At 39.5% G+C, this 15,957-nt stretch carries 10 protein-coding genes; 4 read left to right on the forward strand and 6 right to left on the reverse strand.

Annotated features, from left to right (window positions below; all coding sequences use genetic code 11):
• Positions 1–170 precede the first annotated feature (170 nt).
• Positions 171–977 carry a gluconate 2-dehydrogenase subunit 3 family protein gene (locus tag ACEPXG_RS15955; protein ID WP_391204523.1) on the forward strand — a complete coding sequence of 269 codons (807 nt, stop codon included), beginning with the start codon at positions 171–173 and terminating at the stop codon, positions 975–977.
• 22 nt (positions 978–999) lie between these two features.
• Positions 1,000–2,730, forward strand: a complete 1,731-nt coding sequence (locus tag ACEPXG_RS15960) for a GMC family oxidoreductase (protein ID WP_391204526.1) — start codon at positions 1,000–1,002, stop codon at positions 2,728–2,730.
• A gap of 1,038 nt (positions 2,731–3,768) precedes the next feature.
• Here the strand turns inward: ACEPXG_RS15960 and ACEPXG_RS15965 are convergent.
• Entirely contained in the window at positions 3,769–6,138 is a 2,370-nt protein-coding gene (locus ACEPXG_RS15965; protein ID WP_391204529.1) for an ATP-binding cassette domain-containing protein, read from the reverse strand.
• Positions 6,139–7,172: 1,034 nt separating this feature from the next.
• Here ACEPXG_RS15965 and ACEPXG_RS15970 point away from each other — a divergent pair.
• Complete coding sequence (locus tag ACEPXG_RS15970) at positions 7,173–7,847, forward strand: response regulator transcription factor (RefSeq protein WP_391204532.1); 675 nt, start codon at positions 7,173–7,175, stop codon at positions 7,845–7,847.
• Positions 7,844–8,911: an ATP-binding protein gene (locus ACEPXG_RS15975; RefSeq protein ID WP_391204534.1), complete on the forward strand. Its 1,068-nt coding sequence runs from the start codon at positions 7,844–7,846 to the stop codon at positions 8,909–8,911. The genes ACEPXG_RS15970 and ACEPXG_RS15975 overlap by 4 nt, the downstream gene beginning before the upstream one ends.
• Before the next feature lie 263 nt (positions 8,912–9,174).
• On the opposite strand, the gene ACEPXG_RS15980 is transcribed toward ACEPXG_RS15975, so the two are convergent.
• The 5 genes from ACEPXG_RS15980 to ACEPXG_RS16000 form a co-directional block, all read right to left on the reverse strand.
• Positions 9,175–10,416: a mechanosensitive ion channel family protein gene (locus ACEPXG_RS15980; protein ID WP_391204537.1), complete on the reverse strand. Its 1,242-nt coding sequence runs from the start codon at positions 10,414–10,416 to the stop codon at positions 9,175–9,177.
• Positions 10,417–10,850: 434 nt separating this feature from the next.
• Positions 10,851–11,921 (reverse strand): D-xylose ABC transporter substrate-binding protein, encoded by a 1,071-nt coding sequence (gene xylF / locus ACEPXG_RS15985; protein WP_391204540.1) that lies wholly within the window; start codon positions 11,919–11,921, stop codon positions 10,851–10,853.
• 14 nt (positions 11,922–11,935) lie between these two features.
• Entirely contained in the window at positions 11,936–13,486 is a 1,551-nt protein-coding gene (locus ACEPXG_RS15990) for a response regulator (protein ID WP_391204543.1), read from the reverse strand.
• Positions 13,461–14,924, reverse strand: coding sequence for a sensor histidine kinase (locus ACEPXG_RS15995; protein ID WP_391204546.1), 1,464 nt, complete (start codon positions 14,922–14,924; stop codon positions 13,461–13,463). The genes ACEPXG_RS15990 and ACEPXG_RS15995 overlap by 26 nt, the downstream gene beginning before the upstream one ends.
• On the reverse strand, positions 14,921–15,901 hold the full coding sequence (locus ACEPXG_RS16000) for a substrate-binding domain-containing protein (protein WP_391204549.1): 981 nt from the start codon (positions 15,899–15,901) through the stop codon (positions 14,921–14,923). Before ACEPXG_RS16000 ends, ACEPXG_RS15995 begins: the two co-directional genes overlap by 4 nt.
• Positions 15,902–15,957: the final 56 nt, after the last annotated feature.

Below are 15,957 nucleotides of genomic sequence, written 5' to 3' on the forward strand. Positions count from 1 at the left end.
AAGCTCTAAAGATAGTCTTGGGAGGGGATTTTTGCGTGTACAAATGATCCAATCCTACTATATTTTTTAACGCTTACAAATTATTATTGAATAAACTTACCCTAATTTGCCAATAGTGTTCTTATATGGTGCATAAGCAAATTCACAGAATAAATTAGGGAGGTTTAAATATGACAGATAAATACCCAAAAGATGATCCGAAAAAGAAAATTGAACAAACTCAAGATCTTAGCCGCCGAAATTTCTTGAAAAATTCAGGGTTAGTAGTTGGCGGTCTCGTCGTCGGTGGTTCAATAGTTGGTGGTTTGTTAACTAATAATTCCGAAACAAAAAAGGTTAATACTAACGAGAAAGGCGCAGTAAAGACCTCTAACCCTCAAGAAGCCTTACAGTTTTTCACGCGTCATCAAGACTTTTTAGTGCTTAGTGCAGCCACAGAGCAAATTTTCCCAAAAGACGAAAACGGTCCGGGCGCCATTGAATTGGGTGTTCCTTATTACATTGACAAGCAACTAGCGGGTCGATGGGGCATAAACGGAAGGGATTACAGACATAGCCCATTCGTGGGTAAAACCGTGGCAAATGAAAGAAGTTCGGAAACACATGGGGAACAATCCATTTTAGATCGTGGAAGTATTTTTCTGCACGGTTTAAGGAAATTGGATGAAGAAAGCCAGAAACGATTTAAAACTAGTTTCGACACAGCCAAGGAAGCACAGCAAATTGAAATTCTGCAGGACTTTGAAGATGGTAAAGTGAAATTGAACGGCCTATTGTCACAAGAGTTCTTTGGGCTGCTATTCCAATCTACTATAGAAGGGGCTTACTCTGACCCACTATATGGAGGGAATCGCAATATGGAAGGTTGGAAAATGAAAGAATTCCCTGGAGCCCAAGCATCCTATATGGGCGTTATTGAAAAAGAGGAGTTTCAGAAAATAGAGCCAGTTAGTTTAACAGATTATCAAGGACACTAATTAAGGATTAGGAGGATATGCAATGGCCAAAAAACTAGATAAAGTTGACGCTGTCATCGTTGGATCGGGATGGGCTGGCGGTATTGTTGCAGCAGAACTTACCAAAACGGGACATAAAGTTGTCATTCTTGAGCGAGGCATAGATAAGAAGCACGAAGACTTTGTAGGAACAAAAGACGAGCTTCGCTACTCAAAGCGATATGATTTGATGCAAGAATTGAATAAAGAGACTGTTACATCGAGAAGTTCTATAGACAAACAAGCACTTCCAGTACGAAATAATTCAAGCGCCAGATTAGGAAGTAATACAGGAGGAGCTGGAGTCCATTGGAATGGAATGACTTTTCGCTGGCTTCCTTATGATTTTGAAATTTACAGCAAAACGGTGGCTCGGTATGGTAAAGGGAAAATTCCAAAAGATTCAACAATGCAAGACTGGGGAATTACTTACGACGAGATAGAACCCTACTATGACAAATATGAAAAAACAACCGGAATTTCAGGAGAAGTAAACCCAATAGGGCCACCCCGCTCCGATAAGTATCCAAATCCGCCTATGAAAGATACACCTACTATTAATTTATTTAAAAAAGCAACTACTGATTTAGGATATCACCCATATCATATGCCTTCTGCCAACTTATCACAAAGTTATGTAAATCCGGACGGAGAAACTATAAATGGGTGCGTGTATTGCGCATTTTGTGAAGAATATGGATGCGATTTCGGGGCGAAAGCAGACCCGATTATCACTGTGCTCGCAACTGCAAAAAAAACGGGTAAGCTTGAACTTCGTAACGGTGCAAATGTAACGCGAGTCAGCCATGATGGTAAACGCGCAACTGGACTAGTATATACAGACATAACAACAGGAATTGAGTATGAACAACCAGCGGATATCGTTGTACTTGCAGGGTTTGTATTTACAAACACGAGATTACTGCTATTATCAAAAATTGGAGCACCTTACGATCCGAAAACTGGAAAAGGAATCATTGGGAAAAACTTTACGGGTCATTTCAATAATCTTTCTACCTATATTGGCGCACGTGGGTTCTTTGAAAAAAAGAAATTCAATAACTTTATGGGAACCGGTTCACTAGGTGCATCCATTGATGATTTCAGTGGGGATAATCAGGATCATACAAAGCTAGATTACTTGCATGGTTTTGAAATCCACTATGGTCAGTTAGGAACTAGACCAATCGCCAATAATCATGTACCTAAAGGGACACCTACCTGGGGAAAGGAATTTAAAAAACAATCCTTGCATTACGCAAATCGGAACTTGTTTATAACTCCACAAAGTGGCTTTTTGCCAAATAAGAATACCTACATGGATTTAGATCCAACGTATAAAGATGCGCTAGGAAATCCGCTTATACGGGTTACAGTTACCTACACGGACGCTGACCGTAACCGTGCAAAAAGCGGAGTAGCGAGATGCGAAGAAATAATGAAAGCGATGGGTGCAGATAAGATGAACGTTGACGTAGTCGCTGATGATGCAGAATTCGATCATAAGTTTTATACCGATCACTTTATGGGCGGTGTGATTATGGGAGCAAATCGGGCTAACTCGGCGGTCAACACGTATTCGCAAATGTGGGATATGGAAAATTTATTTGTTGTTGGCGGCTCTTCATTCCCACACAATAGCAATTACAACCCTACCGGAACGATAGGAGCATTTGCTTACCGCGCAGCGGAAGGAATAAATAAGTATTTCAAATCAGGTGGATTAGTAACTTAAATAGAAGCTAAAACGGAGAAACACATATATAACCTATTCCAATATGCTTGACCATTGCCTAAGTTCGGTATTACACCGTGCTTAGGTTTTTTGGTTTTATAAGTAATGTAATGATTGTTTCTTGCGCTAGCAATGATTCTTCCGCAATTGCGCTAGTTAGTTGAACAAAGTGAAGTGCAGCATCTATATAAACTAGCATTGGCTTTAGGAACGCAGTGTTTATATAATGCGTCATAGTGATCGCAGGGATTTCCGCTCTAGGCGGACGCTTTCCGAGGGGGGAGCGATGAGCCAGCACCGTCGCAGGCGCGCCGTTTGTGCTGTCTCATCTGTCTCCCTGATCCCTTCGGAGTCGCCGCCTGCCGCTGCAATCCATAATGTGAAATATTTTACCCGTTATCCACAACATAGAATACGTTTTACGCAATCTTACAAGGAAGATGCGCAATATAATGATAGCACACACTTTAATAAGTGCATCTCACTCTAAGTTAAGGCTTTATTAGGAGAAATGGTCTCGTTGGGTAGCGAATTGGTCTCGTTTGCAATAGTTTTTGTCTCGTTCAGCCATTTATTGGATTTTCCTATTAGAAAATACTTTATTAAATTGAACGAAATATAGTGGTGATGCTGAATAGTTAGCAAATAGGATGGATTTTCGCTGCAGGGCGGCGACTCCAGCAGGATCAAGTGAGCAAAATGAGACTTCTCAGGCGACGCGTAGCGACGGTGAAGGCTCATCGCTCACCCTGCGGAAAGCGTCCGCCCTGCAGCGAAAATCCTAGCGGTAACTTTCTTACGACGCAGTTTATGTAAAACATTCTATTCTGCTTTAGTTCATGTAAAAACAGACAAAAAAAAGCCTTATCCGGCCTATAAACTTACATTTAAATAGCTGATTTACAATCTATCTTACAAACCAATCACCACTCCAAATTGAAGTAATGTACTTTATACTTTACATAACTAATGGTGAAAAGTAACTGCAGATGCAGCCACTTTTCACCACAAATAAAGACGGCCTACTTTTAATGAATATTATTCACTTCGAAGTGCAACAACCGGATCCTTCTTTGCAGCCATTCTTGATGGAATAGAACCAGCAATTAAGGTAAGCAACATACTTCCCGCAACAAGCACTGTGGCATGAAGTGGGTTAAGGTCTGCTAATCCACTAATTCCCGCCAGATTTGATATTACGGCATTAATCGGTATTTGTATCAAATAAGAAAGGCCTACTCCAAGAATTCCTGCCGCAAATCCTATAATTAGCGTTTCCGCATTAAATACCCTTGAAATATCTTTTTTCCGTGCACCGACGCTACGAAGAATGCCGATCTCTTTAGTGCGCTCAATTACCGAAACATATGTTATGATACCAATCATAATTGTGGATACCACAAGAGATATGGCCGCAAATCCGATCAATACATAAGTAACGGTATCAAGCAGTTTCCCTGTTATGGAGGAAATTGTTTCTGCCATATCAGAATAAATCAGCTTGTCATCATCTGCTTTGCCATTATTGAATTTATCAAGGTATTCTTTTATATTGTCTTTGCTATCATAATCTGTTGGATAAATATTGATACCCGTAGGAGTAGTATCAGCTCCAAGCATAATCAATGCATTATCCTTCGCTTTATTGTCTAAAGTTGTACCAAGCAAAACATCCTTATTCGAATCTTTTTGTGCTGATGCAATTTCGCTCTTCTGCGCATCTTCAACTACGCTGGCAGTCAAATCGGTAGTGTAAGCAATGCCCGGTGATAAATAGCTACTTGACTGATCTTTTTTGGGACGAAGAATGCCGGTAATCGTTAATTTCGTCCCAGTATCACTGTCATATAGCTTTTCATAACCAGTAGGTGCTACCGCATTGAATAAATCTCCATTTTTTGTATAGAAATCGTCGTTGGGTATAACTTTTAAGATGGTTTTGCCAACAAAATCAGTCATTTTATAGTTTTCTGTCTTGTCAGTAATACCAAGTTTATCAAAAAATGCTTTGTCTATACGGTTATATTTATCAACAACTAAAACAACTTCGTTTTTTCCTTTAGGCATACGGCTTCCATTACCAATTAGGTCATATAAAGATAAAATGAATTCGTTATTGTCGGGGATTTCCTGCCAATAGACATTATTGCCACCCGGCCTTCCCATTTCACTTGGAATGGCTGTGGTTTCATACTTTACAGCTGTATCTTGCCCTTTTGCCAAAAGATTGACTCTAACTCCCTGTGTATAGGAAATGTTGTTAACTACATTTGGCAGTTTTGTTTCAAGTTCTCCTATATAATTTAGATAATCTTGTGTGATGATGTTGCTATGTTTCTTACTATTTTTCTCCTTATCATAGGAATACATAATATCTTTATCGGTATATTCCGTATATCCCGTAGCACCTTTATTTCCCTCAAAATCACCAGGAGCAGAGGGGCCAAAATCCAAAGTTTGTTCGCCTGTGTTGATGGTGATTGGAAAGCCTGATAGTGTATCTGACTGTACACTACTCATATAGTTTGACAATCCGTTTGAAAGAGCCAAAACTAGCGCCACTCCGATAATACCAATGCTTCCGGCAAATGCAGTAATCATTGTTCTGCCTCGTTTTGTCAGCAGATTTTTAAAGGAAAGCGATGTTGCCGTGAATAGTGACATAGAGGTTTTCTTAAACTTCTGCTTTTCACTTGAAGGTTTGGTTGCTATTTCTACCTTGGTTTCTATAGCAGGATTGCTGTCAGACTGAACTTCACCGTCTAAGATTCGAATGATTCTATCTGAATATTCTTCTGCGAGTTCGCCATTATGAGTGACCATGATGACAAGGCGTGTTTTGGCTACTTCCTTTAAAATATCCATGACCTGAATACTGGTATGACTATCAAGTGCACCAGTCGGCTCATCTGCAAGGATAATATCAGGATCATTCACAAGAGCCCTTGCAATAGCAACACGCTGCATCTGACCACCTGACAATTGATTCGGCCTTTTTTTCATTTGGTCTGCAAGCCCAACATCTATTAGTGCTTGCTTTGCCCTACGGTTTCTCTCTGAAGCTGAAACCCCTGATAAAGTCATCGCAATTTCAACATTCTGCAACACTGTTTGATGTGTAATAAGATTATAACTTTGGAATACAAAGCCTATAGATCGGTTTCGGTAAGCATCCCAGTCACTATTTTTGAATTCTTTCGTCGACACGCCGTTTATTATCATATCGCCTTTATCATATTGGTCTAAACCACCAATAATATTAAGAAGTGTTGTTTTACCACAACCTGACGGACCAAGTATGGAAACAAGTTCGTTTTCACGGAATCCAATAGATAGACCTTTTATGGCGGTAACAACTTCACCGCTATCATATGTTTTATTAATATTGTCCAGTTTGAGTTTCAACATAAACATTCCTCCCGTTCTTTCTACTCCTGTATTGTAGCCCTGTAAAGTAAACTGAAAATAAACTAGCTGGAAATATCGGGTCTGTTGATTAGCCAATGGTTACCTGCGGATTACTACTTAACTTTGTAATAAAGTACTATGTACTCTATGTACACTCTTTTCTGAAACTAGCCATACATCATTACCGAGATTTCATAATGTGAAGGTATGCGACTTTGTTGCATCTTCCTATACCTTTAGCATCGAACCTTCGCATTGTTTGTATAATGCGTCGTAGTGACCGCCGGGATTTCCGCTCTAGGCGGACGCTTTCCGAGGGGGGAGCGATGAGCCAGCACCGTCGCAGGCGCGCCGTTTGTGCTGTCTCATCTGTCTCCCTGATCCCTTCGGAGTCGCCGCCTGCCGCTGCAATCCATAATGTGAAATATTTTACCCGTTATCCACAACATAGAATACGTTTTACGCAATCTTACAAGGAAGATGCGCAATATAATGATAGCACACACTTTAATAAGTGCATCTCACTCTAAGTTAAGGCTTTATTAGGAGAAATGGTCTCGTTGGGTAGCGAATTGGTCTCGTTTGCAATAGTTTTTGTCTCGTTCAGCCATTTATTGGATTTTCCTATTAGAAAATACTTTATTAAATTGAACGAAATATAGTGGTGATGCTGAATAGTTAGCAAATAGGATGGATTTTCGCTGCAGGGCGGCGACTCCAGCAGGATCAAGTGAGCAAAATGAGACTTCTCAGGCGACGCGTAGCGACGGTGAAGGCTCATCGCTCACCCTGCGGAAAGCGTCCGCCCTGCAGCGAAAATCCTAGCGGTAACTTTCTTACGACGCAGTTTATGTAAAACTGCGCATAATCATCCACCCTATATTGGGCGTACCTTCGTAGAAGCTTTTTTTACAAGGATTTTGTGTAGAAAAGTGGTTAATCAACAGACATGTGAAAATATGTAATTGATATTCTGTTTACATTCTTAAGGTATAATTTTTTATAATAATATAGTTAAAATGGAGGCGCTTTATTTGTTAAAAATATTAGTAGTTGAAGATGAAACAAATATTAGAAAGTTAATGTGCGCCGTATTAAATCAGAACGGATTTGAAACATACGGGGCAGAGGACGGCATTGAAGCACTTAATTTAATGGAAAAACAACATATTGATTTAGTGGTACTTGATTTAATGATGCCGAATATGGACGGCTATGAATTGACACGGCAACTTAGGCTTTCATGGGGGAATTTGCCTATATTGATGGTTACAGCGAAGGAGGAACCAAAGGATAAAAGGAGAGGATTTATTGTTGGTACAGATGATTATATGACAAAACCGGTAGATGAGCAGGAGATGATACTTCGTATTAAAGCACTTCTCCGCAGAGCACAGATTGCCACCGATCACAAGTTAACATTCGGCAAGGTTGTACTTGATTATGATACGTTTACCGTATCCCGTGAAGATAAAGTTATTACGCTGCCGCGAAAAGAATTTTACCTCTTATTTAAGCTACTTTCTTATCCGAACATGATTTTTACACGTCTGCAACTTATGGATGAGATTTGGGGAATGGAGTCCGAGACCGATGACCACACACTTAATGTTCATATAAACCGATTGAGGGACAGATTTCGAGTTTGTCCAGAGTTTGAAATTATTACAATAAGGGGCCTTGGCTATAAGGCGGTGAAAAAAACATGAGGGAATTTATTAAAAAGAGATTAAGTCTTGCTATAACTTTGGTAATGTTTGTGTTTGTTGTTTTAGTGGCAACATTTTTAGTTATTGGAGGTAGTGTCGCACTATTACAGCATTTGGATATTATTTCTTTATCCGGTCCTCCTGCACCTAATACGAGAGGAAACAATGGTAAACATCTATTCCCGTTATTTATACTTTTCAGTCTCTGCGTTTTACTTGGAACGTCACTTACCGCCTTTTTTAGCAAAAAAGCACTGAATCCAATCCGTAGGGTAATTGATGCCACACATAAAGTAGCTGGAGGCGACTTTAGTGTTAAGGTAGAAATAAAAGGCATTGGAGAATTGGAAGAACTGTCTGCGAGCTTTAATAAAATGACACAAGAACTTTCAAGCATAGAAACGTTGAGAAGTGATTTTGTCAACAACTTTTCCCATGAATTTAAAACACCCATCGTATCTGTACGTGGTTTTGCAAAACTTCTCAAGGATAATAATCTTACCGAGGAAGAAAGACAAGAGTATCTTGACATTATCATAACGGAATCAGAGCGGTTAGCTGCGCTTTCCAACAATGTACTCACATTGTCAAAATATGAAAACCTTAAAATTGTTCCTGATAAAGCCCCGTTCAGGCTTGATGAACAAATTAGAAGAACAATCGTATTAATGGATCCCAAGTGGTCTGCAAAAGACATTACCGTAAATGTGGAATTAGATAAAGTAATTTATAGAGGAAACGAAGATTTGACACAACATATTTGGCTTAACCTTTTAGATAATGCCATTAAATTTTCCTACCGGGGTGGATTAATAAATATTACCCTTGTAAAGGTAAATGACGAGATCCGATTTGTTATTCAGGATGGCGGACCTGGTATGGATAGTCATTCCCAAATCCATATTTTCGACAAGTTTTACCAAGCCGATACTTCCCATACCGTAAAGGGATACGGACTTGGACTTCCACTTGTAAAACGCATAGTAGAACTATGCGGGGGTGACGTTTATGTGCAAAGTAATACTGGGAAAGGTAGCATATTTACCGTTGTATTGCCATGTTAGGGCATAATCAAAAGATTAGTGCAAAGATACTATAGAAATAGAGCTAACGCAAATTTGACAGTTCCATTTTTAATGTGCCAAGTTATTCATCTGGTAGGTGGGAAACCTCAAAAACGCTAGCCATTCTTCAATAATCTGGCCCATCCATAATCGGTTCTAATTTCAATTTCAAACTTAGCGGCGGTTCACCTTAACAAACATGTTTATTCAAATATTCATGTTCATTTAAATTTTGGTAAATGAATGGGTGACTGCCACCTGTATCAACTTTCAGGTTGGTCCATCATCCCTTTAAAATCGCTACCAGTAGGATTTTGGAATATGCGGAGTCCAAATTCTTCAGCTATGGCAAACAAATGATCAAAAATGTCAGCTTGGACGGTCTCATAGACAGCCCATTTTGTACTATTTGCAAAGGCATAAATTTCTAATGGTAGTCCATTTTCACCAGAAGCTAACTGACGAACCATCAACGTCATTTCTTTATGAATACCTGGATGATGTTGGAGGTATTCATTGATGTATGCTCGAAAGACACCAATATTCGTTAATGCTCTTCCGTTCACCAGATTGCTGAGGTTTATTTTATTCTTGAAATTGTATTCCTCAATTTCGTGTTCACGACTGACGATATAATCGCTTAGAAAGTGGATATGTTTAAAGTGCTCAATCATATCCTGTGTGCAAAATGTAATGCTTGTCGCATCAATATATAACGCACGCTTAATACGTCTACCGCCGGATTCTTGCATCCCTCTCCAGTTAATGAAGGAATCCGAAATGAGCGCATAGCTTGGTATCATGGTAACGGTATAATCAAAGTTTCTCACCATTACCGTGTTCAAGGAAATGTCAATAACATCTCCATCCGCTCCATACTTTGGCATTGAAATCCAGTCACCCATCCGTACCATATCAGTAGCGGAAAGTTGCACCCCCGCCACTAGCCCAAGTAACGAATCTTTAAACACTAACATGAAAACCGCTGAGAGAGCCCCTATCCCACTGAGTAGAAGAATAGGGCTTTCACCCATCAGATTAGCAATCACCAAAATGGTACCTACAATGATGACAACAATTTTAGCAACTTGTATATACCCTTTAATCGGCTTCGTTTTTGAAATTTCATAACTTTGATAAATTTCATTAATAACACTTAATAAACGATTGATCACATTTAACGCAACAATCATAATATAAGTGAGTGCTAACGGCTCGATTACTTTTTGATAAGCCGGAAAAGTAGATGCAAAATAATAAATAATAATAGCAGGGACAAAATGAGATAATTTACGGAACACTTTTCGTTCCAAAAGTATACTATTCCACTTGAATTTGTTCTTCCTAATGATGTGTGTGATAAATCGAATAATCACTTGTCTCGTAAAAAAATTTGCTATGATACAAATTAGCGCAATAAAAGAGATCAATGTGAAAAATGAAAGAGTATCAACCCAGGCTGGATCCACCCCGTACCCTAACAGATGGTTACGAATAAAGACCAATTGTTCTCCCCCTGACATGTATTTTTCTTTAGTTGGTGTGTCTTCCATATAACATTTAGTGTATATATTGTTACCATTATAACAGAACCGGAGATGCATCTCTTTCTTCAGCCATCCCATGAATTAACTAGTGCCAATCACTTAAAAAGGCTTGTCATCAATTCCATTAATTGATGACAAGCCTTTTTGAATTGGTGTAATTTTAACCGTACTTATGAAGAATAAAATGATTACTGCTTGTTGACAGTTGCCCAACCACTATACTAGCACTCTTTAATAGAAGATTGATTTCAAGATGATCTTAAACACATCTATTGATGTTAAACGGGTATTTCGAAAAGAAAGTAGCCTTAAGGTAGTTACTCATAATGTTTTCTAAACACAGTGAAACAGTGTATAACTAATAAATAAGTGTAAATTAATTAGGTATTCAATCACTCCGCTACTTCCCTATACACATCCTCAGGAGAATGAAATCCGTCGAAAATAACTGTTCTATCTAAGTTATGTTCATTGACAGCAATCGGCGTTAGTAACACAGAAGGAACTTCTATTTTTCCATTATTAACTTTTTGTTCAGCAGTTACTATCTCACCCTTTGCCATAGCAACCGCTAATTCTGCTGCTTCCTTCGCGAGCATCTGTATTGGCTTATAGACTGTCATCGTTTGTGTTCCAACTACAATTCTTTGAACTCCTGCCAAATCCGCATCTTGTCCGGCAACTGGTACTTTTCCAGCGAGTCCTTTTGCAGCAAGTGCTTGAATGGCTCCACCTGCAGTTGCATCATTTGCAGCAATTACCGCATCAATTTGCATATTGGTTGTCCGAAGTGCTTCTTCCATATTGGCTCTAGCATTCACTGGAGTCCAATCCTCTGTCCATTGATCATAGACGATGTTAATATCCCCTCGCTCAATATACGGACGCAGCACTTTGAATACACCTTGTTTCAACAAGTGCGCATTGTTATCGGTTATGGCACCACCGATAAACGCGTAATTTCCCTTTGGTACGAGCGCAGTAATAGCTTTGGCTTGCATTTCACCAACCTGTTCGTTATCAAAAGACACGTACAGATCGAGATCTGCATTTTTGACGAGTCGGTCATAAGCAATTACTTGGATACCCGACAGATGTGCCTTATGTACAATCGCAGCTGTAGCCTCCGCATTATGCGGAACAATCACCAAAAGGTCGATCCCGCTATGAATGAGCGCCTCTGCCTGCGAAATTTGAAGCGCATCATCTCCACTCGCAGCGACAATCTCTACTTCCGCTCCCAGTGCTTCGACAGCTTCCTTAAACAAGTCACGATCCTTCAACCATCTTTCTTCAAGCAAAGTATCCATGGAAAATCCAATACGAATTGGCGCATGGTTCTCATCAAGAAGTGTCGGTTTTTCTGTTTCGTCGGTTTCCAGTACCGGCTTTGGCTTATCTGTACAACCAACTAGTATCCAGACCATACTCAAAAAACACAAGACTATAGCCCTTCGTTTCATCTGCTCACCACCTACTAAACTTCATAATTTTTACTCAATAACGTTTTTCGGTATTCCTTTGGAGACACCCCGCACATTTTCTTGAACACTTTACTAAAATAATTCGGCTCATGATAACCAACCTCAAACGTAATCTCCTTTAGGCTCCGCTCTGGATCATTTAATAGTTTTTTTGCTTTTTCAATTCGGCACTCTGTCAGAAAATCAATGTAGTTAATACCCAACTTCTCCTTGAACATTTTACTAATGTAAATCGGACTTAAATTGACCCTTTGTGCGAGCGTATCAAGTGAAATATTTTCGTGTGAATGCTCACGAATAAATTGTTGGATATGGTGTATTTTATCTGCCTCTACTCGCTCGTAATGCGCACCATATATACGATTCATACGATCAAGAAGCAGGAGCGTTTCCGTACGCAATTGACGAGAATCCTGTGCTTGAAAGGTGAAAAACGGGACCTCCGCTTCCATTCCCATTTCATCCATTACTCGGTTTGCAATCCAGAGCAACTCGAGCACTCTCTGTTGCGTGTAGATCAGAGAATTTCCCTCATTCTCGTGTTGTTGAATCACATCTAGCACACCAGAACGGATGGACATCCAGTCCCCTAAACGAATTTGGTCAAAGAAGTCTTTTTGCTGTTGCTTGATAATCTGATTATCTGTTTCCAAGCTAAGTGTCGGCACGTCAGCATAAAATCGATGTTTGACCGCTAGCGTTGTATCCATGGTCGCAATAAGTGCTTCTTGGTACGAATGACGAATTTCATCGAGTCCCTCACAAACTTGACCAATACCAATAAACCAATTCAATCCCGTTTTATCCTTTGATAAAGATAAAATGGCTTTTGCTAATAAGACTGCTTGGGAACGAAAGGACCTCTCTTGATCACGAAAAATAATAATAGGAAGCTGACGTCCGTATAATGCACCTACCCAAGCATTTTCAGTTTCACGTACTTTTTCCTTAATCTGTACATAGTAGTGCTCTGCTCCCTCTGACAGCAAGACGACTACGACAAATTTTTCATCGGTAGAGCAAATATCAAGCATCTCGACGAGCATATCGATATGTACGTCATGTACATGGTCAAATAATAGCTGTGTGACAATATCTGTTTCTGCTAAAGTCAACGTATTTTGCCATTTCACTTGCTGCATCTGGCTTGTAGTCTTTGCTACATGTTCCTGCCTGCATTCTTCTAAAACTTTTCCTACCGTTGCAACAATCTCACTGGCTTTACTCGGTTTCAAGAGGTAATCCTTCACACCGAGCTTAATAGCCTGTCTTGCATAATCGAACATATCAAATGCCGTCACCATAATAAACTTAATCGCACCGTGCTCAGCTTGAATTTGCTCAATGGCTTCAAGCCCTGTCATACCTGGCATCATAATATCCATTAAAATTAGGTCTGGTTTAAACGAAGCTGCTAATTCTATTGCTAATTTCCCATTTTTTGCTTGGTGAATGGTAAGTTCAGGGAATGCTTTTTGTAAAATAACCTGCATCCCTTCTCGCTCAATCGGTTCATCATCAACGATAAGAAGTTTCATCTTCATTTCCCTTCTCCCTTGTTTCTGGAATTTGTATAACTACCTTTGTACCTCGTCCTTCTGCACTTTCAATCGTCACTAAATCCTCTATCCCATAAAATAAATACAATCTTTTCACTACATTTTGAAAACCAATTCCTGTAGAATGTCCTTCGATTGGTAGAACATTTCCCTTTAACAACTGCTGCATTTTTTCTTGTGACATTCCTTTTCCACTATCTTCGATTTCAATGATGACCCATGGTGTTACCCTCTTAATCCTAAACCAAATGGTGCCCCCATCCTCCTCTGGTTCAATAGCGTGAATTACCGCATTTTCAATAATTGGCTGAAGGGTTAGACCAGGAATTTTCACATTTAAGCAAGATTCATCGATATCCGACTCAAACTGTAAGCGATCTGTAAAACGAGCCTTTTGGATTTCCATATATTGATTTAAAACAACTACTTCTTCAAACAACGTCACAGAACGGTCAACCCTCTTTAAATTGTAGCGTAGCAATCCTGCTACACTGACCAAAAGATCGCTCGTTTCCTCTGCACCATCCAAATACGCCTTTTTCGATAATGTGTTCAAGGTGTTGAATAAAAAATGTGGGTTTATCTGGCTTTGCAAGCTTTTCAGTTGGCTCTCCTTCAACAATAATTTACTTTGTTGAAGCTCATGTTCTAGCTGAGCCTTTTGTTGAATTTCCAAAATCAAGTCATTAATGTTTATCCTCATCTCGTCAAAAGTATTCGCTAGAAAGGCAATCTCATCATTGGATTTTACTTCAATTCGCTGATTAAAATTACCTTCCGACAATTCGTTCGCAGCCTTCGTGAGTTGATGAATCGGTCTTGTAATGCTAAGAGAAAACCAATAAGTAGCCAATAGTAGAACGACTGTTATCAACAGCAATAACCAGATTCCTAGCTTTTTTAGCTCCTCCGATTGTTTGATAATATCTCGATAAAAGCGATTATAGGTCTTTAGTTCTCTGTCTAAAATAGTTAAGGTCATTTCAGATATGTACATTGAAATTCGATTTGCTTCATTAAATTCGTTGGTTGACCATTCTAGTTCTTTCTCTTCTGAAAACACAATGGAACGATTTGCCGTCTCGACAAGACTATCTATTAAATGAATATAATTGGTTACTGAGAATGTATTTTCCTCATTTCGCAGTTCTACTACATCTTGTTGCACCTCTTTAATAACGACGATACTTTTTTCTACCTGTTGTTTATGTTTATCTGTTGGAGAAAATAAATAATTATTTAAATTAGTAATCATTTGTTGACTAGCAGTTGTTACCTCATTCATCCGCAAATAGCGTTGCAATATATCATTGGATTGTTCCTGCGTTTTTTGATTATAATACGTGAGCGTCAACCAAATAATCCCCATAATTAGCAGCATAATGGAAACAAGCATCCAAATCTTTTTTTGAATCGTCGTCATAGTCCTTTACCTTTCGCTTCAACCATGCGTGTTTTGGTGAGATAACCATTTGAATCAAGCGGTACAGTCTTTCCTGAAATCCACTCCATCAACCATTTAACGCTTTCACTGCCCATTTCTTCTGGCTGTTGCTCCAAAATCCCATCCAGCTTGCCTTGCCGTAAAAGAACAGTCGACTCCACCCCATCATCAAAAGTATAAATATGATACGGCTCGACCTTAGTACGTCTTCCGATTTCTTGAATCAGTGGTCCTGCATAATTTGCATTAATGACAATAAAAGCAGAAGCTCGCGGCACTTCATTCATCACCTGTTGTGACGTTGCCATCACTTGTTCTTTTGTAGCCGCCGTCCCTTTTACAGTCATTTGGATGTCTGGATACCCACTTAAAATAGCTTGAATACCCGCTAAACGTTGTTTCTGATAAAACGCTTGCTCTATATCCCCAAGTATAACTACTTCTCCTGCCGTGCCCATTTTTTTTATCAATTGACGAGCAACCACTTTTCCTGCCCAAAACTGATCTGAACCAACATATGTCTTTCGCAAACTTTCTTCCACTGGCACATCATTTGCGACGGTAATGACAGGAATCCCATAAAAGGCTGCCTTAACCTTTGTCAGCTCTTTAAATTCTTCATTATCCAGTCCTTGTACGATAATCCCATCTACCTTTGAATGAATGGCAACCTCCATTTTCTTCAAGAAATCATCTTCGTTGTTTCCATAGCTTCCCCAAACTTCGAGCTGAACACCTTCTTTTTGTGCCTGCTTCGTTGCTCCTTGACCGACCTTGTTCCAAAAAGGAGTATCAAGCTCTTGTGTAATGAGTACGATACGAATGGATTCCGGGGCAGAGTCGTGGTTTGCTGGCATCTCACTAGTTGAGCGAAACGCCTTAGTTGCCGACACAATAGTCAAATAGCTGAAAATTACAATGAGTGCACCTAATGCAAGAACAACCTTTTTGCGCATACACCTTCCCCTTCCCTTAAGCTTATTCCTTCCATTTTACCATCCACTTGGAAATT

The sequence above is a fragment of the Psychrobacillus sp. L4 genome (genome assembly GCF_042944905.1).
Classification (GTDB): domain Bacteria; phylum Bacillota; class Bacilli; order Bacillales_A; family Planococcaceae; genus Psychrobacillus.